Annotated in this window: 22 protein-coding genes; 17 read left to right on the top strand and 5 right to left on the bottom strand. The window is 71.9% G+C overall.

Annotation, left to right across the window (positions count from 1 at the left end; translation table 11 throughout):
* Nucleotides 1–62 precede the first annotated feature (62 nt).
* The 4 genes from dop (at nucleotide 63) to prcA (ending at nucleotide 3,687) form a co-directional block, all read left to right on the top strand.
* The gene (gene dop, locus ACTFAP_RS02370; protein ID WP_495683282.1) at nucleotides 63–1,574 is read left to right on the top strand and encodes a depupylase/deamidase Dop; all 1,512 of its coding nucleotides are present in this window, start codon (nucleotides 63–65) and stop codon (nucleotides 1,572–1,574) included.
* Nucleotides 1,575–1,697: 123 nt separating this feature from the next.
* Complete coding sequence (locus ACTFAP_RS02365) at nucleotides 1,698–1,910, top strand: ubiquitin-like protein Pup (RefSeq protein WP_019434989.1); 213 nt, start codon at nucleotides 1,698–1,700, stop codon at nucleotides 1,908–1,910.
* Nucleotides 1,911–2,055: 145 nt separating this feature from the next.
* A complete protein-coding gene (gene prcB, locus ACTFAP_RS02360; RefSeq protein WP_030727428.1) occupies nucleotides 2,056–2,901 on the top strand; it encodes a proteasome subunit beta in 846 nt (281 codons plus the stop codon).
* A gap of 33 nt (nucleotides 2,902–2,934) precedes the next feature.
* Nucleotides 2,935–3,687, top strand: a complete 753-nt coding sequence (prcA, locus tag ACTFAP_RS02355) for a proteasome subunit alpha (RefSeq protein ID WP_500468081.1) — start codon at nucleotides 2,935–2,937, stop codon at nucleotides 3,685–3,687.
* 144 nt (nucleotides 3,688–3,831) lie between these two features.
* Here prcA and ACTFAP_RS02350 read toward each other — a convergent pair whose 3' ends face one another.
* Nucleotides 3,832–4,866, bottom strand: coding sequence for a LacI family DNA-binding transcriptional regulator (locus ACTFAP_RS02350; protein WP_500468080.1), 1,035 nt, complete (start codon nucleotides 4,864–4,866; stop codon nucleotides 3,832–3,834).
* A 63-nt stretch (nucleotides 4,867–4,929) separates the two neighbouring features.
* Here ACTFAP_RS02350 and ACTFAP_RS02345 point away from each other — a divergent pair, with 63 nt between their 5' ends.
* The 10 genes from ACTFAP_RS02345 (at nucleotide 4,930) to ACTFAP_RS02300 (ending at nucleotide 15,706) form a co-directional block, all read left to right on the top strand.
* Nucleotides 4,930–6,195: an MFS transporter gene (locus tag ACTFAP_RS02345; protein ID WP_400013477.1), complete on the top strand. Its 1,266-nt coding sequence runs from the start codon at nucleotides 4,930–4,932 to the stop codon at nucleotides 6,193–6,195.
* 9 nt (nucleotides 6,196–6,204) lie between these two features.
* Nucleotides 6,205–7,566, top strand: coding sequence for a Pup--protein ligase (gene pafA, locus ACTFAP_RS02340; RefSeq protein WP_030727417.1), 1,362 nt, complete (start codon nucleotides 6,205–6,207; stop codon nucleotides 7,564–7,566).
* 110 nt (nucleotides 7,567–7,676) lie between these two features.
* On the top strand, nucleotides 7,677–8,630 hold the full coding sequence (locus tag ACTFAP_RS02335) for an FKBP-type peptidyl-prolyl cis-trans isomerase (RefSeq protein WP_500468079.1): 954 nt from the start codon (nucleotides 7,677–7,679) through the stop codon (nucleotides 8,628–8,630).
* A gap of 53 nt (nucleotides 8,631–8,683) precedes the next feature.
* Nucleotides 8,684–9,058: an FKBP-type peptidyl-prolyl cis-trans isomerase gene (locus ACTFAP_RS02330; RefSeq protein WP_030727411.1), complete on the top strand. Its 375-nt coding sequence runs from the start codon at nucleotides 8,684–8,686 to the stop codon at nucleotides 9,056–9,058.
* Between the two features lie 91 nt (nucleotides 9,059–9,149).
* Entirely contained in the window at nucleotides 9,150–10,103 is a 954-nt protein-coding gene (locus ACTFAP_RS02325) for a helix-turn-helix transcriptional regulator (protein ID WP_390125394.1), read from the top strand.
* A gap of 14 nt (nucleotides 10,104–10,117) precedes the next feature.
* Nucleotides 10,118–11,086 carry a helix-turn-helix transcriptional regulator gene (locus tag ACTFAP_RS02320; protein WP_390125397.1) on the top strand — a complete coding sequence of 323 codons (969 nt, stop codon included), beginning with the start codon at nucleotides 10,118–10,120 and terminating at the stop codon, nucleotides 11,084–11,086.
* A gap of 79 nt (nucleotides 11,087–11,165) precedes the next feature.
* Complete coding sequence (locus tag ACTFAP_RS02315; RefSeq protein WP_030727402.1) at nucleotides 11,166–11,360, top strand: hypothetical protein; 195 nt, start codon at nucleotides 11,166–11,168, stop codon at nucleotides 11,358–11,360.
* A gap of 137 nt (nucleotides 11,361–11,497) precedes the next feature.
* Complete coding sequence (gene tatA / locus ACTFAP_RS02310) at nucleotides 11,498–11,803, top strand: Sec-independent protein translocase subunit TatA (protein WP_495683277.1); 306 nt, start codon at nucleotides 11,498–11,500, stop codon at nucleotides 11,801–11,803.
* A gap of 74 nt (nucleotides 11,804–11,877) precedes the next feature.
* Nucleotides 11,878–12,777, top strand: coding sequence for a twin-arginine translocase subunit TatC (gene tatC, locus ACTFAP_RS02305; RefSeq protein WP_390125405.1), 900 nt, complete (start codon nucleotides 11,878–11,880; stop codon nucleotides 12,775–12,777).
* 118 nt (nucleotides 12,778–12,895) lie between these two features.
* Nucleotides 12,896–15,706: a DEAD/DEAH box helicase gene (locus tag ACTFAP_RS02300; RefSeq protein WP_495683276.1), complete on the top strand. Its 2,811-nt coding sequence runs from the start codon at nucleotides 12,896–12,898 to the stop codon at nucleotides 15,704–15,706.
* Between the two features lie 249 nt (nucleotides 15,707–15,955).
* Here the strand turns inward: ACTFAP_RS02300 and ACTFAP_RS02295 are convergent, their stop codons facing one another.
* The 4 genes from ACTFAP_RS02295 to ACTFAP_RS02280 all read right to left on the bottom strand — a co-directional run bounded on the left by ACTFAP_RS02295 (nucleotide 15,956) and on the right by ACTFAP_RS02280 (nucleotide 20,081).
* A complete protein-coding gene (locus ACTFAP_RS02295) occupies nucleotides 15,956–16,888 on the bottom strand; it encodes a 5'-3' exonuclease (RefSeq protein ID WP_500468077.1) in 933 nt (310 codons plus the stop codon).
* A gap of 61 nt (nucleotides 16,889–16,949) precedes the next feature.
* Entirely contained in the window at nucleotides 16,950–17,645 is a 696-nt protein-coding gene (locus ACTFAP_RS02290; protein WP_500468076.1) for a gamma-glutamyl-gamma-aminobutyrate hydrolase family protein, read from the bottom strand.
* A gap of 31 nt (nucleotides 17,646–17,676) precedes the next feature.
* Complete coding sequence (gene eat / locus ACTFAP_RS02285; protein ID WP_432747606.1) at nucleotides 17,677–19,158, bottom strand: ethanolamine permease; 1,482 nt, start codon at nucleotides 19,156–19,158, stop codon at nucleotides 17,677–17,679.
* 167 nt (nucleotides 19,159–19,325) lie between these two features.
* Nucleotides 19,326–20,081: a FadR/GntR family transcriptional regulator gene (locus ACTFAP_RS02280; RefSeq protein WP_500468075.1), complete on the bottom strand. Its 756-nt coding sequence runs from the start codon at nucleotides 20,079–20,081 to the stop codon at nucleotides 19,326–19,328.
* Nucleotides 20,082–20,153: 72 nt separating this feature from the next.
* On the opposite strand from ACTFAP_RS02280, the gene ACTFAP_RS02275 reads away from it, so the two are divergent.
* From ACTFAP_RS02275 to ACTFAP_RS02265, 3 genes are read left to right on the top strand one after another with little or no spacing between them, the layout of a single operon-like run.
* A complete protein-coding gene (locus ACTFAP_RS02275) occupies nucleotides 20,154–21,521 on the top strand; it encodes a glutamine synthetase family protein (protein WP_500468074.1) in 1,368 nt (455 codons plus the stop codon).
* Between the two features lie 20 nt (nucleotides 21,522–21,541).
* Nucleotides 21,542–22,912 carry an aldehyde dehydrogenase family protein gene (locus tag ACTFAP_RS02270; RefSeq protein WP_500468073.1) on the top strand — a complete coding sequence of 457 codons (1,371 nt, stop codon included), beginning with the start codon at nucleotides 21,542–21,544 and terminating at the stop codon, nucleotides 22,910–22,912.
* A 2-nt stretch (nucleotides 22,913–22,914) separates the two neighbouring features.
* A complete protein-coding gene (locus tag ACTFAP_RS02265; RefSeq protein WP_390125428.1) occupies nucleotides 22,915–23,700 on the top strand; it encodes a 3-oxoacyl-ACP reductase in 786 nt (261 codons plus the stop codon).
* Nucleotides 23,701–23,726 lie beyond the last annotated feature (26 nt).

The following is a 23,726-nucleotide window of genomic DNA, read 5'->3' as shown; positions in this document are numbered from 1 at the left end:
TCCGGCTGCGGGACATGCGACGGCATGACCCGCAGCCGGACGTTTCTCCCAAGGAGGGCCGCATGACTGTACGGCGAGTGATGGGCATCGAAACGGAGTACGGCGTCTCCGTCCCCGGCCACCCGAACGCCAACGCCATGCTCACCTCCTCCCAGGTCGTGAACGCCTACGCGGCGGCCATGCACCGGGCCCGGCGGGCACGCTGGGACTTCGAGGAGGAGAATCCGCTGCGCGACGCCCGCGGGTTCGATCTGGCACGCGACAACGCCGACGCCAGCCAGCTCACGGACGAGGACATCGGCCTCGCCAATGTCATCCTCACCAACGGCGCCCGGCTCTACGTCGACCACGCCCATCCGGAGTACAGCGCCCCCGAGACCACCAGCCCGATGGACGCCCTGCTGTGGGACAAGGCGGGCGAACGCATCATGGCCGAGGCCGCCCGCCGCGCCGCCGAGGTGCCCGGGTCCCAGCCCATCCAGCTCTACAAGAACAACACCGACAACAAGGGCGCCTCCTACGGCACCCACGAGAACTACCTGATGAAGCGGGAGACGCCGTTCTCCGACATCGTGCGCCATCTGACGCCGTTCTTCGTCTCCCGGCAGGTGTTCTGCGGCGCCGGCCGGGTCGGGATCGGCCAGGACGGCAGCGAGCACGGCTTCCAGCTCTCCCAGCGCGCCGACTACTTCGAGGTCGAGGTGGGTCTGGAGACCACCCTCAAGCGGCCCATCATCAACACCCGGGACGAGCCGCACGCGGACGCCGAGAAGTACCGGCGGCTGCACGTGATCATCGGCGACGCCAATCTGGCCGAGGTCTCCACCTATCTGAAGCTGGGCACCACCGCCCTGGTGCTCTCCATGATCGAGGACGGCTTCATCGCGGTGGATCTCGCCGTGGACCAGCCGGTGCGCACCCTGCACCGGGTCAGCCACGACCCCTCGCTGCGCAAACTGATCACCCTGCGCAGCGGGCGCAAGCTCACCGCCGTACAGCTCCAGATGGAGTACTACGAGCTGGCCCGCAAATACGTGGAGGAACGCTGGGGCGCGGACGCCGATCCGCAGACCACGGATGTGCTCAGCCGCTGGGAGGACGTGCTCGGCAAGCTGGAGACCGATCCGATGAGCCTGGCCGGGCAGCTCGACTGGGTGGCCAAGCGGGAGCTGATGGAGGGCTACCGGCGCCGTGACGCGCTGGGTTGGGACGCGGCCCGGCTGCACCTGGTGGATCTCCAGTACGCGGACGTGCGTCCCGACAAGGGCCTGTACAACCGGCTGGCCGCCCGTGGCCGGATCACCCGGCTGCTGGACGAGGAGGATGTGCTGCGGGCCCAGGGCAGCCCGCCCGAGGACACCCGCGCCTACTTCCGCGGCCGCTGTCTTGAACAGTACGCCGATGACGTGGCCGCCGCCTCCTGGGACTCGGTGATCTTCGATCTGCCGGGCCGGGATTCCTTGCAGCGCGTGCCCACCATGGACCCGTTGCGGGGTACCCGGGAGCATGTGAAGGACCTGCTGGACGCCAGTGCCAGCGCACAGGACCTGCTCCGGGCGCTGTCCGGGGGCTGATTTCCTCCGGATCCGGGAATCATGCGGAGGACCCCCGGACGTTGTAGCAATGAAGGAGCCGATGTCAGCACCGGCTAGTAGGGTCTGATCTTGTTACGTCGAAGCTGAGCAGGGGTGAGGGAGATGGCGACCAAAGACACCGGCGGCGGCCAGCAGAAGGCGTCGCGCACCAGCGAGGAAACCGAGGAAACGACCGCGGAGGTCTCCGAGGAGCTCAAGGAGCGCCAGGAGGAACTGACCGACGACGTGGACTCCGTCCTGGACGAGATCGACGAGGTCCTGGAGTCCAACGCCGAGGACTTCGTGCGCTCCTTCGTCCAGAAGGGCGGCCAGTAATCCACCCCCGGGTGACGCGCGGCGGGCACGGCTGTTCGCGCGTCACCCGATGTGGATCATCACCAGGTGCCGGGTAGGGTCCCTGGCGTACTCCGCGCCGGCGCCGTGCACCGCCGGACCGTTTCCATGACCTGGAAGGACTTCTGTGGTAGGCAACTCCCATGACCAGGGGCGACTTCCGGCAGCCTTCCTGAGGCCCGGGTCGTCCTCCTTCTTCGACTTCCTCGCCGACATCGCGCCGGAGCAGTTGCCGGGCAACCGGGTGCTGCCGCCGGTGGAGGGCCCCGTCCAGATCCCGCACGGGACGACGATCGTCGCCGCCACCTTCACCGGCGGGGTGATCCTCGCCGGCGACCGCCGCGCCACCATGGGCAGCCAGATCGCCCAGCGGGACGTCGAGAAGGTCTTCCCCGCCGACGAGTTCTCCGCCGTGGGCATCGCCGGCACCATGGGCTTCGCCATCGAGATGGTGAAGCTCTTCCAGCTGGAGCTGGAGCACTTCGAGAAGGTCGAGGGCCAGGTGCTCTCCCTGGAGGGCAAGGCCAACCGGCTGTCCGCCATGATCCGCGGCAATCTGGGCATGGCCATGCAGGGCCTGGCCGTGGTGCCGCTGTTCGCCGGGTACGACCTGGAGCGCGCGAAGGGCCGGATCTTCTCCTACGACGTGACCGGTGGCCGCTCCGAGGAACTGGGCTTCGCCGCCGTCGGCTCCGGGTCGGTCTTCGCGCGGGGTTCGCTGAAGAAGCTGCACCGCGAGGGCCTGACGGAGCAGCAGACCGTCACCGCCGTGGTGCAGTCGCTCTACGACGCGGCCGACGACGACTCCGCCACCGGCGGTCCCGACCTGACCCGGCGGATCTACCCCATCGTCACCGTGATCACCGAGGAGGGTTTCCGCCGGCTCACCGAGGCGGAGATCTCCGAGATCGCCCGGACGGTGCACGAGGGCCGTCTTCAGCTGCCCAACGGGCCGCAGGCCCCGGTTCTGTAGATTTCCCAAGGATCAGGAAGGGACGAATAGCCGGTGTCGACGCCGTTCTATGTCTCACCCCAGCAGGTCATGGCGGACCGCGCCGAGTACGCCCGCAAGGGCGTGGCACGCGGGCGCGCCCTGGTCGTGCTGCAGTACGCCGACGGCATGGTGTTCGTCGCGGAGAACCCCTCGCGGGCGCTGCACAAGGTCAGCGAGATCTATGACCGGATCGCCTTCGCCGCCACGGGCAAGTACAACGAGTACGAGAACCTGCGCATCGGCGGTACCCGGTACGCCGATCTGCGCGGCTACACGTATGACCGCGAGGACGTGACCGCGCAGGGCCTCGCCAATCTCTACGCCCAGACGCTGGGCACGATCTTCTCCAGCCAGGGCGAGAAGCCCTACGAGGTGGAGCTGCTGGTCGCCGAGGTCGGGGAGAGCAGCGCGGAGGACGAGATCTACCGGCTGCCGCACGACGGCTCCATCATCGACGAGCACGGCTCGGTCGCGGTGGGCGGCAACTCGGAGCAGATCGGCAGCTACCTCAAGCAGCGCCACCGGGATGACATGCCCCTGGACGAGGCGCTGCGGCTGGCCGTCGCGGCGCTGGGCCGGGACAGCAACGGCGGCGAGGTGCGCGAACTGACCGCCGACCAGCTGGAGGTCGCGGTGCTGGACCGTACGCGTCCGCAGCAGCGCAAGTTCAAGCGGGTGCTGGGCCGCCAGCTGGCCCGCCTGCTCGGCGAGAGCGGCGCGGCGGAGCAGGAGACGACGGAGGGCTCCGGCGAGGAGAACGACTGAGCCACGCCCCGGTGGGCCCTGTGCTCCCGGCCGCCGGCCGGGAGCACAGGGCCCACCGGCGTTCACCGGGAGCGCCCGGGCAGCCCGGCAGGGGCTTGGTGACGCGGCGCACCGGCCGGGCGCCGGCAGGTGACGCGGTTGCGCCTACGCGGCCGGGGGCGGGCCCGTGGAGGCCCGGGGGACCAGGGCGACCGGCAGGACGGCTCCTGGTGCGGTCTCGCCGCGCAGCGCGGACAGCAGGGCGCGCATGCCCTCCTCGCCCATCGCGGTCGCGGGGAGGCGGACGGTGGTCAGCTCCGGTTCGACCGCGGTGGCCAGTTCCGTGTCGTCGAAACCGGTCACCGAGACGTCCCCGGGCACCCGCAGTCCCAGGCGCCGGGCGGCCTTGCAGGCGCCCACCGCCAGCACGTCGTCGTCGCACACCAGCGCCGTGGGGCGGGGGTCCGCCGTCAGGGCGCGTTCGGCCGCGGCCAGGCCGCCGCGTACCGACAGCGGCGCCCGTTCGGTGCGCACGATCGCGGCGCCCGGCACCCGGGCCGTCTCCCGGGCCAGCGCGTCCGCGCGTTCCCTGAACGTCCACGAATCCACGTCGGCCGCCAGATGCGCCAGCCGCCGGTGCCCCAGGCCCAGGACGTGGGCCGCCGTGCGCCGCATGCCGTCGGCGATGTCCGGGTTCACGGTGGCCGCCGCGCCCGGGTCCTGCGGCTCGCTGTCCAGCATCACCAGCGGCAGCCCGCCCCCGCTCAGCGCCCGCAGCGCCGGGGCCGCCATCGAGGCGGCCAGCACGCCGTCCAGGGTGGCGCTGGAGTGCGCGAACGGGTCGGGGGCGGGGCCGATGCCCTCGGGGGAGGGATACAGCACCACGCCGAACCCGTGCTCGGCCGCCACCCGGGCCGCCCCCGCGTACACCTTGGCGAAGAACTCCGACGACAGCGCGGGCACTACCACCAGGGCCGTCCTGGTGCGCCCGAGACGCAGGCTGCGGGCGGCCAGATTGGGGCGGTAGCCCAGCGCGCGGGCGGCCTCGCGCACTGTCTCCGCGCGGGCGGGGGAGACCCGGCCCTGCCAGCGCTCCCGCAGCACCAGGGAGACGGTGGCCTGGGAGACCCCGGCGCGTTCGGCCACGTCCCGGCTGGTGGGGCGGGCGGGGACACCCCCGGGTTGGGCGCTGCTGTTCACAGTCGGCCATGGTACGTACAATCGAGCGACGTTATACGTAACACCTCAGCCGCGGGAGCCTGCATGGCAACGGGATATCTGGATCTGATGCGCGCGCCGCACGCGATGCGGCTGCTGGGCGGCACGCTGCTCGGCCGGCTGCCGAACGGCGTCGCCGCCCTCGCCGTCGTGCTCTTCGTCCGCGCCGAGGGCGGCGGCTACGGCCTGGCCGGCGCGCTGGCGGCCGGGTACGGGGTGGCCACCGCCGTCGGACAGCCGCTGCTGGGGCGGCTGGTGGATCTGTACGGCCAGCCCCGGATCCTGCTGCCCGCCGCGCTGTGTTCGACGACCGCGATGGGCTCGCTGGCCGTCGTCGGCATCGGCAGCCCCGCCCTGGCCACCGCACTCATGGTGCTGGCCGGGGTGACGACCCCGCCGCTGGAGGGGTCGCTGCGGGCCCTGTGGCCCAGCGTGCTGGACCACCGCCCGGAGCGGGTGCACCGCGCGTACGCCCTGGAGGCGGTGGCCCAGGAGGTGATCTTCGCGGGCGGCCCACTGATCGTGATGCTCTGCGTCGCCCAGTGGTCCGAGGGCGCCGCCCTGGTGATCGTCAACGCGGTCGGGCTGCTGGGCGCCCTCTCGGTGGCGGTCTCCGGGCCCTCCCGGCGCTGGCGCAGCGCGCCGCGGCAGGCGCACTGGCTGGGTGCGCTGCGCTCGAAGGGGCTGCTGGCGCTGCTGGGCGGCTTCTTCTTCGTGGGCACCGCGCTGGGGGCGATCGCCGTCGCGGCGGTGGCGTACGCGGACACGCACGGTGATGAACTCATCGCCACCTATCTGCACTCGGGGCTCGGCGTGGGCGCGCTGCTGGGCGGGCTGGTGTACGGCGCCAGGCAGTGGCCGGGAGAGCCGGAACGGCGGCTGCGGCTGCTGGTGGCGGCCCTGGCGGTGGGGTACCTCCCGCTGGCGCTCGCACCCTCGGACGTGGCGGTGATGACGGTGCTCTCCGTGGTGGCCGGAATCTTCCTGGCACCGGCCCTGGCCTGTGCGTTCGTCGTCATCGACCGGCACGCGCCGGTCGGTACGGTGACCGAGGCGTTCTCCTGGCTGGTGACCACCTTCGGGGTCGGCGCGGCCATGGGCAGCGGGGCGGTGGGTCCGGTCATCGAGTGGGGCTCGGAGCAGGCCGGATACGTGCTCAGCGGGATCGGCGGCCTGCTCGCCCTGCTCGTACTGACGGTTACCCGCGGTGTGCTGACCTCGCCGCACCCGGTGACGGTGGCGGTGGCCGGGTCGGAAAATGATCGAAACGCCGCCCCCGAACCCCGTTTCAGAACTGAGGATCGGGCGTAATGTTCAGACATGGATCGCCGAATCTTCGGGCTGGAGAACGAGTACGGCGTCACCTGCACGTTCCGTGGACAGCGGCGGCTGTCTCCGGACGAAGTGGCGCGGTACCTCTTCCGCCGAGTCGTGTCCTGGGGCCGCAGCAGCAATGTTTTCCTGCGCAACGGCGCCCGGCTGTATCTGGATGTCGGTTCACACCCCGAATACGCGACGCCGGAGTGTGACAACGTCACCGAGCTCATCACCCACGACAAGGCGGGTGAGCGCATTCTGGAAGGGCTCCTCGTCGACGCCGAGCGCCGGCTGCACGAAGAGGGGATCGCCGGCGATGTCTACCTCTTCAAGAACAACACCGATTCCGCCGGAAATTCTTACGGCTGTCACGAGAACTATCTGGTCGCCCGGCACGGGGAGTTCTCCCGGCTGGCCGATGTCCTCATTCCGTTCCTGGTCACCCGGCAGCTGATCTGCGGAGCGGGAAAGGTGCTCCAGACGCCGCGCGGTGCGGTGTTCTGCGTCAGCCAGCGTGCCGAGCACATCTGGGAAGGCGTCTCCTCCGCGACCACCCGGTCCCGGCCGATCATCAACACCCGGGACGAACCGCACGCGGACGCCGAGCGCTACCGCAGGCTCCACGTCATCGTCGGCGACTCCAACATGTCCGAGACCACCATGCTGCTGAAGGTCGGTGCCACCGATCTGGTGCTGCGGATGATCGAGGCGGGGACGGTGATGCGGGATCTCACCCTGGAGAACCCGATCCGTGCCATCCGCGAGGTCAGCCACGACACCACGGGCCAGCGCAAGGTGCGGCTGGCCACCGGGCGGGAGGCCTCCGCGCTGGAGGTGCAGCAGGAGTACTACGAGAAGGCGCTGGACTTCTGCGAGCGCCGCGGCATGCGCACCGGTCTCACCGAGCAGGTCCTGGAACTGTGGGGCCGCACTCTGGAAGCGATCCGCGCCCAGGAGCTCGACAAGATCAACACCGAGATCGACTGGGTCATGAAATACCAGCTGATCGAGCGGTACCGGGCCAAGCACAACCTCACCATGTCCCACCCTCGGGTGGCCCAGATAGACCTCGCCTACCACGACATCCACCGTCGCCGCGGCCTGTACTACCTGCTGGAGCGCAAGGGCCAGGCCCAGCGGATCTGCAACGATCTGAAAATCTTCCAGGGCAAGTCCGTGCCGCCCCAGACCACCCGGGCCAGGCTGCGCGGCGACTTCATCCGGCGGGCCCAGGAGCAGCGCCGGGACTTCACGGTCGACTGGGTGCATCTGAAGCTGAACGACCAGGCGCAGCGCACGGTGCTGTGCAAGGACCCGTTCCGCTCGGTGGACGAGCGGGTGGAGAAGCTCATCGCCGGAATGTAAACCGGGAATAGCGGGACGGAGGTCGTAGGCTGGGCGGGACCAGCGGGTCCCCCCCGTCCGTCCCTAGCTGAGTTGGACTGATGATCCCTACGCAACGAGTGCGCCGTGTTGTGACGGCGCTGGCAGTCCCGGCCATTTTGCTGACCGCAGCCGCGTGCGGCTCCGAAGACTCCTCGTCTTCGGGGCCGCTCGCCACGGTCTCGGGCAAGGCCGGTGAGCAGCCCACCATCGAACTCGACGAGGACGCCGGGGTGACCGAAACCTCGGTGGAAGTGCTCAGCGAGGGCGACGGCGCGCAGGTCAAGCAGGGCGACATGCTCGGCATGGACGTGATCGGCAAGACCCCGGGTGGCGACAGCGACCTGGTCAACACCTGGATGACCCAGGACGGCCAGTCCACCACCTCGGACGACCCGGGCGCCCCGCCGCGGCCGCAGCTGGTGACCCAGGCGGGCGTGGAGTCCGCGCTCCCCGAGGCCATCACCGAGCCGCTGATCGGCACCCCGGTCGGCAGCCGCGTCAAGATCGAGGGCACCGCGGGCGACCTGCTCGGCGACACCGCGGAGGCGGTCGGCCTGGACCAGAGCCAGGGCCTGGTGTGGGTCTTCGACATCAACGTCGCCATCGACCCGACCACCACCGCCGAGGGCGAGCAGGCGCCGGTCGAGGAGGGCCTGCCCGAGGTCGTGGCGGAGGGCCAGGAGCCCGCCACCATCACCATCCCCGAGGGTGACGCGCCGACCGAGCTGCGCGAGCAGACCCTCATCGAGGGCGACGGCGCCGAGGTGCTCGCCGGTCACACGCTGTTCGTGCAGTACACGGGGGTGAACTGGGACGGCGGTGAGAAGTTCGACTCGTCCTGGGACCGCGACGGCGGTGCCTCGTTCCAGATCGGTGGCGGTCAGGTGATCTCCGGCTGGGACGAGACCCTGGTGGGCAAGCACGTCGGCGACCGTGTGCTGATGGTGCTGCCGCCGGACAAGGCGTACGGCGAGGCGGGAAACGCCAGCATCCCGGGCAACTCGACCCTGGTGTTCGTCGTGGACATCATCGGTGTCGCCTGAGCCCGTAGGCTTTCGTACGCACCATCGAGATGATCGTTCCTAGGAGTGAATTCGTGAGCATCGACAAGCCCGAGGTCGATTTCCCCATCGGCGACCCGCCCGCCGACCTGGAGATCAAGGACCTCTGGGAGGGTGACGGACCGGTCGCCGAGGCCGGCGCCACCGTCGCCGTGCACTATGTCGGCGTCTCCTTCAGCAGCGGCGAGGAGTTCGACGCCAGCTGGAACCGCGGCACCCCGCTGAGCTTTCAGCTCGGCGCCGGCCAGGTCATCCCCGGCTGGGACCGCGGCGTGCAGGGCATGAAGGTCGGCGGCCGCCGGCAGCTGACCATCCCGCCGCACCTCGCGTACGGCGACCAGGGCGCCGGTGGCGGGCGGATCGCCCCGGGCGAGACGCTGATCTTCGTCTGCGACCTGGTCTCGGTCTGATCCCGGCAAGCGGTACCGTGGGCCCATCCCCCTGGGGGGATGGGCCCATTGCTGTGCTGTGGGACAAGGACGAGGAAGGGGCGGCCCGTCGATGGCGATCGCCAAGGCCGAGCGGCTGATGAACCTGGCGCTGTGCCTGCTCGGCACCGGCCGCCCGCTGACCAAGCGGGAGCTGCGCACCTCCATCGAGGCCTATATCGAGGCCGGTACGGAGGACGCGTTCTCCCGCATGTTCGAGCGGGACAAGGACGATCTGCGCGAGCTGGGCATGGTCATCGACACCGTGGAGTCCCTGGACGGCGAGATCGGCTATCTCGCCCGCCGGGACCGCAACCGGCTGCCACCGCTGACCCTGGACGCCGAGGAGGCCGCCGCCCTCGGCCTGGCCGCCAAGGTGTGGCAGCAGGCCAGGCTGGCCGGTGCCGCCAGTGGGGCGCTCCAGAAGCTGCGTGCGGCCGGGATGCCGCTGGCCGGCGCCGAGCAGGAGACCTTCAGCGCGCTGGAGCCCCGCATCCCCGCGGGCGAGGCCGCTTTCGAACCCCTGATGATCGCCTGCCGCGACCGGCGCCCGGTCACCTTCGGCTACCGCAAGTCCAACGCGGCCCACCCCGAGCAGCGGCAGGTGGAGCCCTGGGCGCTGGAGTGCTGGCGCGGCCACTGGTACCTGGCCGGTTTCGATCGGGACCGCGGCGCCGAGCGCGTCTTCCGGCTGTCCCGGATCAGCGGCCGGGTGCGGTCGCGCAACGGCGCGTTCACCGCCGAGGTGCCCGGCGTGGTCGCGGTGCGGGAGTCGGTCGCCGAATGGGCGGGGGAGAGCGCCACCGGGCAGGCCAGGATCCGGCTGCGGGCCGGGGCCGGCTACCCGCTGCGGGCCCGCGCGACCTGGACCGGGGAGCACACGGACGGCTGGGACGAGCTGGAGATCCCCTACGGCCACGGCCTGGGCGCCTGGCTGGTGGAATTCGGCCCCGATGTGATCGTGCTGGAACCCGCCGAACTGCGGGCCGACGTGGTGGACCGGCTGCGCGCCGTCGCCAAGGGATGAGGGACGCGCACACCATGGCGACCAATGCCATCGACCGGACCCGGCGGATGCTGTCCCTGGTCACCTATCTGCGGGAGCGCCCCGGCGCCCGGGTGGACGAGGTGGCCCGGGCCTTCGGCATCTCGCAGGACGAGCTGATCTCGGACCTGAGCGTGCTGCCGATGTGCGGCACCAGCTTCCGGGGCGGCGATCTGCTGGACATCGACACCGACGGCGAGCACATCTGGTGGTACAACGCGGAGGCCACCGGCTCCTCGGCCGGCGAGCCGCTGCGGCTGGCCGCCGACGAGGCCACCGCGCTGCTGGTCGCCGCCCGGGCCGTGGCCACCCTGCCGGGTCTGCGGGACGGGGACCGCGAGGCGCTGCTGCGGGCCACCGCCAAGCTGGAGGCGGCGGCCGGGGAGAGCGCGGGCGCCTCCTCGCGGCTGTCGGTGACCTTCGAATCCGAGGGCGAGGTCTTCGCCGTGGCCGACCGGGCGCTCACCGAGCGCCGCCGGCTGCGGATCCGTTACTACTCGCCGGGCCGTGACGAGCTGACCGACCGGGAGATCGATCCGGTGCGGCTGTTCGCCGTGGGCCACACCTACCTGGAGGCGTGGTGCCGGCGCAGCGAGGCCCGGCGCACCTTCCGGCTGGACCGGGTGGCCAGCGTCGAACTCCTGGACACCCCGGCCGACCCGCCGCCGGTGGAGCCCCGGGACCTGAGCGAGGGCCTGGTGCAGCCGGCCGCCTCCGACCCCGAGGTGATCATCGAGGTGGGGCCCGGCGGGCGCTGGGTCGCCGAGTACTACCCGCACGACACCGCCGAGGAGCTGGCGGACGGCGGGCTGCGGATCACCCTGCGCACCCCCGACCCGGCCACGCTGCGCCGCCTCGCGCTGCGCCTGGGCGGCGACGGGCGGATCGTGGCCCCGGTGGAGCTGGCGGACAGCGCCCGGGAGGCCGCCCGCGCCGCGCTGGCCGCGTACGACACGCTGGTCTGAGGCCGCAGCCGGCGCGCTCCCGGCGGCGGGCGGACCCGCCCGCGCGGGGTGCCCGGTGCGGTGGCGTAGGCTCCGCACCATGTTCTGGGCGATGCTCCATCTCACCCTGGCCGCCACCGGAGTCCTGGTGCTTGGCGTACTGGCCGTGCGGGTCGGTATCGAGGCCGCGCGATTCGGGCGGGCGGTGGGGGAGAGCACGGAGCGGATCGGCCGGGCCTCCGAGGAACTGGAGCGTTCGGCCGTACGGCTCGCCCAGGAAGTGCCCCGCCGTTAGGCCTATGCCCGGGCATTGCTTTGTGTTCACTCTTCAGCGTTACTATTACTCAGCTCGTGCGGGACGTTCACCGAAGCCCCGTCCGGCACGGCTGGCAAAATCACCCGCCTTCCCGGATGAGAGACTGGACGAAAATTATGGGCCAGATCAGTCTGTGGCAGATCCTTCTCGTCGCGGCCATCGTCGTACTTGTTTTCGGGTCGAAGCGGCTGCCGGACACCGCCCGCTCGCTCGGCAAGTCGCTGCGGATCCTCAAGAGCGAGACCGCCGCGCTGCGCAGCGACGGCAACGAGACCGCGCAGAACGGCTCCGCCGGTGACAACACCGCCCACAACACCGCCGAGCCGCAGCCGCAGCCGGCGCCCCGCACCATCCAGGCCGCTCCCGGCGACGTCAGCAGCGCCCGCCCGGTGGATGAGCCCCGAAACAACAGCCAGGGCTGACCATCGCGCCGCACCAGCACTGACAGCCGGTGGCCGGAGCGGTTCCGGCTGCCTCGACGGATGAGGACGCAGGGGTGCCCAAGGCCGCCCAGAAGAAGGTGAAGGACCCGGAGGGGCGGATGCCCCTCACGGAGCATCTGCGTGAGCTGCGCAACCGGCTCGCGATCTCCGTGCTGGCCATCGTGGTGATCACGATCGTGGCGCTCTTCTTCGCGAAGAGCATCATGAACTTCATCACCGAGCCCCTGCCGAAGTGCCTGGAGGCCGACACCCCGGACGCCACCGGCAGCCGCTGCGCCACCTTGATGCAGAGCGGCCTCACCTCGCCGTTCGCCACCTACATCAAGATCTCGCTGATGGTGGGCTTCGTGCTGGCCTCCCCGGTCTGGCTCTACCAGGCGTGGGGCTTCATGGCCCCGGGGCTGCACCGGAACGAGAAGAAGTACACCCGCGCCGTGGTGGCGGTGGGCGTGCCGCTGTTCCTGTTCGGCGCCTACTTCGCCTACTGGCTGCTGCCCCGCGCCATCCCCGTGCTGCTGAGCTTCTCCGCCGACGGCGCGGAGAACCTCGTCTCGGTGGACGACATCCTCGACATCACGGTACGGATGGCGGTGGCCTTCGGCTTCGCCTTCGAGCTGCCGCTGCTGCTGGTGATGCTCAACCTCGGCGGGGTGGTCAGCGGCAAGCGGATGCTCGGCTGGTGGCGCGGCATGGTGGTGGGCATCGCGATCTTCGCGGCCGCCATCACCCCCACCGACCTGATGTCGATGATCGCCCTCCAGGTACCGGTCACCGGCCTGTACTTCCTGGCCACCGGCATCTCGCTGCTCAACGACTGGCGCCGGCGCCGCAAGGACCCCGAGGCGGAGCTGAGCGACGACGAGGCATCCGACCTGGACCTGACACCGTCCAGCATCGACCGCCCCGACGACATTCCGCCGCCCGGCCGCACCGGCTACGACGACGCGACCTGATCCCGCCGAGCGCGCGACGATCTTCCACCGCTGCCCCCGGTACCCACACGGTGCCGGGGGCAGCGGCACGATAAAGATCACCCCGCTGTCGGCGGTGGCCGGTAGGCTCGACAGCACAATGACCGAGGACATGTCCCCCGCGCAGCGCTACTCCGCCGCCCGCAGGCGCGCCGTCGAGCAGGCCACCGCGTTCGCCCCGTTCCGTCAGATGTACGACTTCGATCTCGACGACTTCCAGATCGAGGCATGCCGTGCCCTGGAGGGCGGCAGCGGCGTCCTGGTCGCCGCGCCGACCGGCTCGGGGAAGACGATCGTCGGAGAATTCGCCGTTCATCTGGCCCTCACCCAGGGCCGTAAATGCTTTTACACCACGCCCATCAAAGCCCTCTCGAACCAGAAATTCACCGATCTGGCGAAGCGGTACGGCGCGGACCGGGTGGGCCTGCTGACGGGTGACAACAGTGTGAATGCCGACGCGCCTGTGGTCGTGATGACCACCGAGGTGCTGCGGAACATGCTGTACGCCGGATCCCAGGCGCTGGACGGCCTCGGCTACGTGGTGATGGACGAGGTGCACTACCTCTCCGACCGCTTCCGCGGCGCGGTGTGGGAGGAGGTCATCATCCATCTCCCGGAGTCGGTGACCCTGGTCTCCCTGTCGGCGACCGTCTCCAACGCGGAGGAGTTCGGCGACTGGCTGGACACCGTGCGCGGCGACACCCGGGTGATCGTCGCCGAGCACCGCCCCGTCCCGCTGTGGCAGCACGTGCTGGCCGGTCGGCGGATGTACGACCTGTTCGAAGAGTCCGGCGCCAAGCGGGAGGTCAACCCCGATCTGCTGCGGATGGCGCGCACCGAGAGCGCCAGGAGCTGGAACCGGGAGCGCGGCGGGGGCCGGGACCGGCGGCGGGCCGCCGACCGCGAGCGTGAGCGCCGGGCCCGCAACCGGGTGTGGACACCGAGCCGCGCCGAGGTCATCGACCGGCTCGACGCCGAGGGTCTGCTGCCGGCCATCACCTTCATCTTCAGCCGGGCCGGCTGCGAGGCCGCTGTGCAGCAGTGCCTGTACGCCGGGCTGCGGCTGAACGACGCGGCGGCGCGGCTGCGGGTGCGGGAGATCGTGGAGCGGCGCACCGCCGCCATCCCGGACGAGGATCTGCGGGTCCTGGGCTACTTCGAGTGGCTGGAGGGCCTGGAGCGCGGCATCGCGGCCCACCACGCCGGGATGCTGCCGGCCTTCAAGGAGATCGTCGAGGAGCTGTTCGTGCGCGGCCTGGTGAAGGCCGTCTTCGCCACCGAGACGCTGGCGCTGGGCATCAACATGCCGGCCAGGTCGGTGGTGCTGGAGAAGCTCGTCAAGTGGAACGGGGAGCAGCACGCCGACATCACGCCCGGCGAGTACACCCAGCTGACCGGCCGGGCCGGGCGGCGCGGGATTGACGTCGAGGGCCACGCGGTGGTGCTGTGGCAGCGCGGCATGGACCCGACCGCGCTGGCGGGGCTTGCCGGGGCGCGGACGTATCCGCTGCGCTCCTCGTTCAAGCCCTCGTACAACATGGCCGTCAACCTGGTGGGCCAGTTCGGCCGGCACCGTTCGCGGGAGCTGCTGGAGACCTCGTTCGCCCAGTTCCAGGCGGACCGTTCGGTGGTCGGCATCTCGCGGCAGGTGCACAAGAACGAGACGGGTCTGGCCGGGTACAAAGAGGCGATGACCTGCCACCTGGGGGACTTCGAGGAGTACTCGCGGCTGCGCAGGGAGCTGAAGGACCGGGAGACGGAGCTGGCGCGCGAGGGTGTGACGCAGCGGCGGGCGGCAGCCGCCGCGGCCCTGGAGAAGCTGCGGCCGGGCGACATCATCCACGTGCCGACCGGCAAGTTCGCCGGTCTGGCGCTGGTGCTCGACCCCGGGGTGCCCGGCAGCGGGCGGGGCCCGTCCCGGCACCGGGGCATGGACGCGTACGAGGGGCCGCGGCCCCTGGTGCTGACCGTGCAGCGCCAGGTCAAGCGGCTGGCCTCGATCGACTTCCCGGTGCCGGTGGAGCCGCTGGACCGGATGCGGATCCCGAAGTCCTTCAACGCCCGCAGCCCGCAGTCTCGGCGCGATCTGGCGTCGGCGTTGCGCACGAAGGCGGGCCACCACGAGCCGGGGCGCAGCCGCAAGCAGCGGGCGGCAGCGGCCGACGACGCGCAGCTGGCGCGGCTGCGGCAGGCGATCCGGGCGCATCCGTGCCACGGCTGCGACGAGCGCGAGGACCACGCCCGCTGGGCGGAGCGCTATCACCGGCTCAAGCGGGACAACCGCCAGCTGGAGCGGCGCATCGAGGGCCGCACCAACACCATCGCCAGGACCTTCGACCAGGTGTACGCGCTGCTGTCGGAGCTGGAGTACCTGGACGGGGACCAGGTCACCGACGACGGGCGGCGGCTGGCCCGGCTGTACGGCGAGCTGGACCTGCTGGCGAGCGAGTGCCTGCGGGACGGGGTGTGGGAGGGCCTGGACCCGGCCGAGCTGGCGGCCTGCGTCTCCGCGCTGGTCTTCGAGACCCGCTCGGCCGACGACGCGCCCGCGCCGGAGCTGCCGGGCGGGCGTGCCAAGGCCGCGCTGGGCGAGATGGTGCGGATCTGGGGGCGGCTGGACGCTCTGGAGGAGCAGCACCGCATCAACCAGGCCACCGGGGTCGGCCAGCGGGAGCCGGATCTGGGCTTCGCCTGGCCGGCCTACCGCTGGGCGCAGGGGCACGCGCTGGACGAGGTGCTGGGCGACGCCGACATGACGGCCGGTGACTTCGTGCGCTGGTGCAAGCAGATCATCGATGTGCTGGGCCAGATCGCGCAGGCCGCGCCGCCCGGCGGCACGGTGACCAGGACCGCCCACCAGGCGGTGGACAAGATACTGCGCGGGGTCGTCGCGTACAGCTCGGTCGGGTAGGCCCGCTCCCGGACCTTCGTGGATCGGGCCCCGCCTTCGCGGCCCTCGGGCCGGGAGGCGCGACCGGGACGCGGTGCCCCGCGTCTGCGCGCCGGGAGGTGCGCCCCGTTCGCCTCGCCCGGGTCGGCGCGGTGTCTCGGGGTGGCCCCTGGTGTTCCGGCACGGTGGCGAGGCGCCGGGGCCCGGGGCACCCTCGCCGAGGGCGCGGGCCCGCAGTGATCCGCGAGGGACGGCCCGGAGCCGGCCCGGCTACTGCGGCCGGTTGGCCAGGGTGGTGAGGAGCCGGTCCAGGGCGCTGCCCAGGCCCCAGCGTTCGGCGAGCGCGTCGAGGGCGCCGGGGTCGCGGGGGGTACGGGGCAGCGTCGCGTCGTGGGCCGGCAGCCGGATGTCGGTGGCGACCCGTACCACCGTGGGGGCGACGGCCAGATACGGCAGGGCCCCCTCCAGCTTGGCGCGCTGGGAGCGGGTGAGCTTGGCCATCGGGTTGTCCAGCGCGGCGAGGATGCCGGTGAGGTCGCCGAAGCGCTCCAGGAGGGTCGCGGCGGTCTTCTCGCCGATGCCGGGCACCCCGGGCAGCCCGTCGCTCGGGTCACCGCGCAGCACCGCCATCTCGGCGTAACCGGGACCGTCCACGCCGTACTTCTCACGCAGCGCGCTCTCGTCGAAGGCGGCGAGGTCGCCCATGCCCTTGACCGGGTACAGCACCCGGACCGGGCGCCGGTCGTCGACGAGCTGGAAGAGGTCCCGGTCGCCGGTGACGATGTCCACCGGGACGGTGGCCCGGGTGGCGAGGGTGCCGATGACGTCGTCCGCCTCGAAGCCCGGGGCGCCGAGCCGGGTGATGCCGATGGCGTCCAGAACCTGCTCGATGACGGGAACCTGGGGGGTGAGGGTGTCCGGCACCTCCTCCACGTCCGGGTCGCCGCCCGGGGTGGTCTCGGCGACCCGGTGCGCCTTGTAGCTGGGGATCAGCTCCACCCGCCAGTGCGGCCGCCAGTCGGCGTCCATGCAGGCCACCAGGGAGTTCGGCCGGTGGTCGCGGACCAGCCGGCCGATGAAGTCCAGCAGCCCGCGCACCGCGTTGACCGGTGTCCCGTCGGGGGCCCGGACGGAGTCGGGCACCCCGTAGTAGGCGCGGAAGTAGAGCGAGGCGGTGTCCAGCAGCATGAGAGAGCGGGTCATGCTCGGATCATCCCCGATGGCACTGACAGGGCGGACCGCCACCCGCCGGTCGGGTACGGGGTCAGCCGGTGGCCGCGCGGACCAGCGCGGTCATCAGCCGGGTGTCGTCGGCCGCCTCCGGGTGCCACTGCACGGCCAGCGTGAAGGCGGGCGCGGCGGGGTCCTCGACGGCCTCCACGGTGCCGTCGGCGGCGTGGGCGCCCGCGATCAGCCCGGAGCCGAGCCGCTGGACCGCCTGGTGGTGGTACGTGGGCACGGCGACGGGCCCGGGGAGGATCCCGGCCAGCAGGGTGCCGGGGACGGGGGTGACCTTGTGTTCGCCGAACGTGCCGGGCACCGGGCCGCCGTGCTCGTCCAGATGCTGGAGCAGGGTGCCGCCCCTGGCGACGTTCAGCAACTGCATGCCCCGGCAGATGCCGAGCAGCGGCACCCGGCGGGCGCCGGCCGCCCCGATCAGGGCCAGCTCCCACGCGTCCCGTTCGGTGGCCGGCGGACCGGTGCGCGGATCGCGCGCCGCCCCGTACCGCTCCGGGGCCACATCGGGGCCGCCGGAGATCACCAGGCCGTCCAGCCGGGCCACCGCCGCCGCTGCCGCCCCCGGCGCGGGGTCGGGGGGCAGCAGGACGGCCAGCCCGCCGGACCGTTGCACCTGCTGGTGGTAGCCGGCCGGGGCCAGCGCCGCGGGCTGCCCCCACTCCCGGTAGCGGGTGTCGGCCTCCAGATAGCTGCTGATGCCGATCAGCGGGGGTGTGCTCAAGGGGTGCTCCGTGCCGTAGAGGTAGAAGGGGTCAGTCGCGGTCGGGGTCGCGGCGCAGTTCCGCCTCGGCCGCGGCGAGGGCCGCGAACTCCTCCTCCGGGGCCGCCGCGACCAGCCGGTGCCGAGAGTAGAAGGCGAAGTAGCCGATCGCCACTCCGTACACGCCCAGCGCGATCAGCGCCGCGTCCCGGTCCACCAGGAAGGTGGCCACCAGCGCGGCCAGCGCCAGGACGAACGCGGTGCCGGAGGTGAGCGTGCCGCCCGGGGTGCGGTAGGGGCGGGGGAGTTCCGGCTCCCGGCGGCGCAGCACGATGTGCGACAGGCTCATCAGCGCGTACGAGAGGGCCGCGCCGAAGACCGCGACGTTCAGCATCGTGTCGCCGTTGCCGGTGGCGGCGGCCAGCGCGAAGCCGATCGCGCCGGGTATCAGCAGCCCCAGGTACGGGGCCTTGCGGCGGCTGGTCAGGGACAGGAAGCGGGGCAGGTAACCGGCCCGGGAGAGGGCGAAGAGCTGCCGGGAGCCCGCGTACACCAGGGAGAAGAAGGACGCCACCAGGCCGGCGAGCCCCGCGTAGTTGATGAACCGGCTCAGGGCCGTCGGCTCGCCGTTGTCCTGAGCGGCCGTCACCAGCGGGTTGCCGGCGTCCGTCAGGGCGGCCGAGCCGCCGGCCCCGGCGGCGGCCAGGAAGGTGAGCAGGGCGAGCACCGCGAGGATGCCGATCGCCCAGGCCATGGCGCGCGGCAGCGTACGGGCCGGGTCGCGGGCCTCCTCGGCGGCCAGCGGCACCCCCTCCACGCCCAGGAAGAACCACATGCCGAACGGGAAGGCCGCCCAGATCCCGAGCAGTCCGAACGGCAGCCAGGAGTTGGCGCCGAAGGCGTCAGGGTCGACGGGGATGTCGTTGAGGGAGCCCACCTGGAAGTCGCTGAGCGCGCCCAGGACGAAGATCAGCAGGGCGGCGACCGCGACGGCGGTGACCACCAGGGAGAACCGCAGCGCCTCGCCCACGCCCCACAGGTGGATGCCGATGAACACGACGAAGCAGCCCAGGTAGACGGGCCAGGAGGAGGTGAGGCCGAAGAGATTCAGGGATTCGACGTAGTCGCCGATGAAGATGGAGATGGCGGCCGGGGCCAGCACGAACTCGATGAGGATCGCGGTGCCGGTCAGAAAACCGCCCCAGGGGCCCAGCGCCCGGCGGGCGAACCCGTAACCGCCGCCCGCGGTCGGCAGGATGGCGGCCAGCTCGGCGGTGGCGAAGACCAGACAGCCGTACATCAGGCCCATCAGCAGCGCGGCGATGGCCAGGCCGCCGAAGCCGCCCTCGGCGAGGCCGAAGTTCCAGCCCGCGTAGTCGCCGGAGACGACGTACGCCACGCCGAGACCGGTCAGCAGCAGCGGGCCCGCGCTGCCGCCGCGCAGGGCGCGCTTGCGCAGATATGCCTCGCCCGTCCCGGAGCCGGGTGGCGCGGCCGGCGGTGCGGTGGGGGGTGCCTGGGCTTCGTCCGACATGGGGCCGCTCCTGCCTCGCACACAATGGTATGGCGGCATACCTTTGCCCCCGGGGGGTGAGCGGCGCAAGCCCCGTGCGTAAAACAGCGGTAAACAAGCGCGGCGGCGGTGACGCCGGTGGCAGCGGTGGCAGTGGTGACGGCCGGTTGCCGGTGGCGGTCCGCGGGTCAGGTGAGAAAGCCGCGCAGCAGCGCGGCGGTGCCCGCGCAGTGCTCGCGGGCGATCTCCCGGGCCGCGTCCGCGTCCCCCGCCAGCACCGCCGCCACCAGCGCGGCGTGCTGCTCCTGGGAGTGCGCCAGATTGCGCACCAGCAGCGGGATGCAGTCCAGCAGCGCGTTGAGTTCGGCCCGTACCGCCGCGTACTGGACGGCGAGCGTCGGTGAGCCGGAGAGTTCGGCCAGCGCCAGGTGGAGCGCGGTGTCGGCGCGCCGGTAGTCGGCGAGCGGCGCCTCCTGGGTGGCGGTCAGCGCGGCGCGCAGCCGCCCGGTGCGGGCCGCGTCGGGCGCATCGGCCGCGCACAGCCCGGCGGCCCCCGACTCCAGGACCTCGCGCAGCCGCAGCACGTCCTCGACATCCACCCCGGCCAGCCGGCGGCGCAGTTCGCCGCGCGCGGCGTCCCTGGCGGGCTCGGGCCGCTCCCGTACGAAGGTCCCGCCGTACCGGCCGCGCCGGCTCTCCACCAGGCCCTCGTCCTGAAGGACCTTCAGCACCTCGCGCAGCGTGACCCGGCTGACGCCGAGCCGCTCGGCCAGCTCACGTTCGGCCGGCAGCCGGCCGCCGCGCGGCACCAGGCCCAGCCGCAGCACCCGCAGTATCTGTTCGAGCGCCTCCTCGAAGCCGTTGCCGGCCCGTACGGGGCGCAGTGCGCCCGGCGGCAGGTCGCCGGGCGCCGCGGACCCGGCCGCGCTGCTGAAGTCGTCCATCGACCTACTTCCCAATCAATGGTCTGCGCGGCTACCTTATGGCCTCCGGCTGTAGCGACAGGAGGCCGTCCCGTGGCAGCACCCCCACCCCCGCTGACGCTCGAGGAACTGCGCGGCCTGGTCGACCTCGGAGAGCTCGACACCGTGGTCCTCGCCTTCACCGACATGCAGGGCAGACTCCAGGGCAAGCGGTTCGCCGCCCGGTTCTTCCTCGACGAAGTGCTCCACCACGGTACCGAGGGCTGCAACTACCTGCTGGCCGTGGACACCGACATGAACACCGTCGACGGCTACGCCATGTCCTCCTGGGAACGCGGCTACGGCGACTTCGCCCTGCACGGCGACCACGCCACGTTGCGCCGGCTGCCCTGGCACCCCGGCAGCGCCCTGATGATCGCCGACCTCGCCTGGCACGACGGCAGCCCCGTCACCGCCTCGCCCCGGCAGATACTGCGCCGCCAACTGGACCGGCTCGCCGAGCGGGACTGGCACGGATACGCCGGCACCGAGCTGGAGTTCATGGTCTTCAACAACACCTACGAACAGGCCTGGGAGGCCGGCTACCGCGGCCTCACCCCCGCCAACCAGTACAACGTCGACTACTCGGTCCTCGGCACCGGCCGCGTCGAACCCCTGCTGCGCCGCATCCGCAACGAGATGGGCGCCGCCGGCCTCACCGTCGAATCCGCCAAGGGCGAGTGCAACCTCGGCCAGCACGAGATCGCCTTCCGCTACGCCGACGCCCTCACCACCTGCGATCAGCACACCGTCTACAAGACCGGCGCCAAGGAGATCGCCGCCCAGCAGGGCAGCGCGCTCACCTTCATGGCCAAGTACGACGAACGCGAGGGCAACTCCTGCCACATCCACTTCTCGCTGCGCGACGGCGAGGGGCGGCCGGTCCTCGCCGACCCGGACGGCCCGTACGGCATGTCCGCCACCATGCGGCACTTCCTGGCCGGACAGCTCGCCGCCCTGCGCGAACTCACCCTGCTGTACGCGCCGAACATCAACTCCTACAAACGGTTCCGGCCCGGCTCCTTCGCCCCCACCGCCGTCGCCTGGGGCCCCGACAACCGCACCTGCGCGCTGCGCGTCATCGGCCACGGCCCCTCCCACCGGCTGGAGAACCGGCTGCCCGGCGGCGACGTCAACCCCTACCTGGCCGTCGCCGGCATGATCGCCGCCGGCCTGTACGGGGTGGAGCACGAGCTGGAACTCCCCGACGCCTGCACCGGCAACGCCTACACCGCCGGCGCCGAGACCGTGCCCGCCACCCTGCGCGAGGCCGCCGACCTGTGGGAGAACAGCGCGCTCGCCCGGCACGCCTTCGGCGACGACGTCGTCGAGCACTACCTGCACATGGCCCGCGTCGAACAGAACGCCTACGACACGGCCGTCACCGACTGGGAGCGGTTCCGCTCCTTCGAACGCCTGTGAGGGAAGGGAGCACACCGCACGTGCAGGACGAGCACGAGGTGATCAACCCGGCGACCGAGGAAACCATCGCCACGGTCCCCGCCACCGGGCCGCGCGCGGTGGACGCCGCCGTCGCCCGCGCCGCGCGGGCCCAGCAGCGCTGGGCCGCGCTCGCCCCCGCCGACCGCGCCCGGCTGCTGCGCCGCTTCGCCGACGCCGTGGACGGCGCCGTCGGGGAACTGGCCGACATCGAGGTCCGCGAGGCCGGCCACCCCGTCAACAACGCCCGCTGGGAGGCGGGCAACGTCCGCGACGTCCTGGAGTACGCCGCCGGGGGAGTGGAACGGCTCTTTGGCCGGCAGATCCCGGTGGCCGGCGGCATCGACCTCACCTTCCACGAACCGCTCGGCGTCGTCGGCGTCATCGCCCCGTGGAACTTCCCGCTGCCCGTCGCCGGATGGGGCGCCGCGCCCGCACTCGCCGCCGGCAACGCCGTCCTGCTCAAGCCGGCCGAGACCACCCCGCTCACCGCCCTGCGGCTGGCCGGTCTCGCCACCGAGGCCGGGCTGCCCGAGGACCTCTTCCAGGTCCTGCCCGGGGACGGCCCCACCACCGGCGGCGCCCTGGTGGACCACCCCGGCGTCGCCAAGATCGTCTTCACCGGGTCGACGGCCGTCGGCAAACAGATCATGGCCCGCTGCGCGGCCCAGGTGAAGCCCGTCACCCTCGAACTCGGCGGCAAGAGCCCCAACATCGTCTTCGCCGACGCCGACCTGGAACGCGCCGCGGCCGCCGCCCCCGGCTCCTTCCTCGACAACACGGGGCAGGACTGCTGCGCCCGCAGCCGCATCCTGGTGCAGCGCCAGGTGTACGACCGGTTCCTGGAACTGCTGGAGCCCGCGGTGCGCGCCGTCACCGTGGGCGACCCGGCCGACCCCGACACCGCGATGGGCCCGCTGATCTCGGCAGCCCAGCGCGAACGCGTACGGTCCTACGTGCCCGAGTCCGCCCCCGCCGCCATCCGCGGCACCGTCCCCGACGGCAAGGGCTACTGGTACCCCGCCACCGTCCTGGAATCCCGCACCGCGGACGAACGCGCCGCCACCGAGGAGGTCTTCGGCCCGGTCGCCGTCATCACCCCCTTCGAGGACGAGGCGGAGGCGGTACGGCTGGCCAACGCGACGCCGTACGGGCTCTCGGGATCGCTGTGGACCCGCGACACGGGGCGCGCCATCCGGATGGCCCGCGCCGTCGCGGCCGGCAACCTGTCCGTCAACTCCCACAGCAGCGTCCGGTACTCCACCCCCTTCGGCGGCTACAAGCAGTCGGGTCTGGGGCGCGAGCTGGGCCCCGACGCGCTGGCGGCCTTCACCGAGACCAAGAACGTCTTCATCAGCACGGAGGAGAACTGACCATGTCCGACGAGACCGCCGTGTGCCGCCGCCTGGTCGGCCGCACCGCCGTCGTCACCGGAGCGGGCTCCGGCATCGGCCTGGCCACCGCGCGCCGCCTCGCCTCCGAGGGCGCCCACGTGGTGTGCGCCGACGTGGACGCCGCCCGGGGCGAGGCCGCCGCGCGGGAGACCGGCGGACTGTACGTGGCCACCGATGTGACGGATCCCGACCAGGTCGAGGCGCTTTTCCGGACGGCCGACGCGACGTACGGCTCCGTGGACATCGCCTTCAACAACGCCGGCATCTCACCGCCCGACGACGACTCGATCCTCACCACCGAACTGGACGCGTGGCGCCGGGTGCAGGACGTCAACCTCACCTCCGTGTACCTGTGCTGCAAGGCCGCGCTCCCGTACATGCGGCGGCAGGGCAAGGGCTCCATCATCAACACCGCCTCGTTCGTGGCGGTGATGGGCGCCGCGACCTCGCAGATCAGCTACACCGCCTCCAAGGGCGGCGTGCTGGCCATGTCCAGGGAACTGGGCGTCCAGTTCGCCCGGGAGGGTATCCGCGTCAACGCGCTGTGCCCGGGGCCGGTCAACACCCCGCTGCTGAAGGAACTGTTCGCCAAGGACCCGGAGCGGGCGGCGCGGCGGCTGGTGCACATCCCGGTGGGCCGGTTCGCGGAGGCCGAGGAGATCGCGGCGGCGGTGGCCTTTCTCGCCAGCGACGACGCGTCGTTCGTCAACGCCGCCGAATTCCTGGTGGACGGCGGCATCGCGGGTGCGTACGTCACCCCGCTGTAGGACGGCGGCGGTGGTGGGAGACGGCA

The organism is Streptomyces sp. PH9007 (genome assembly GCF_059813725.1).
Note: the sequence above shows the minus strand (reverse complement) of the source record. Positions and strands in the feature narration are given on the sequence as shown.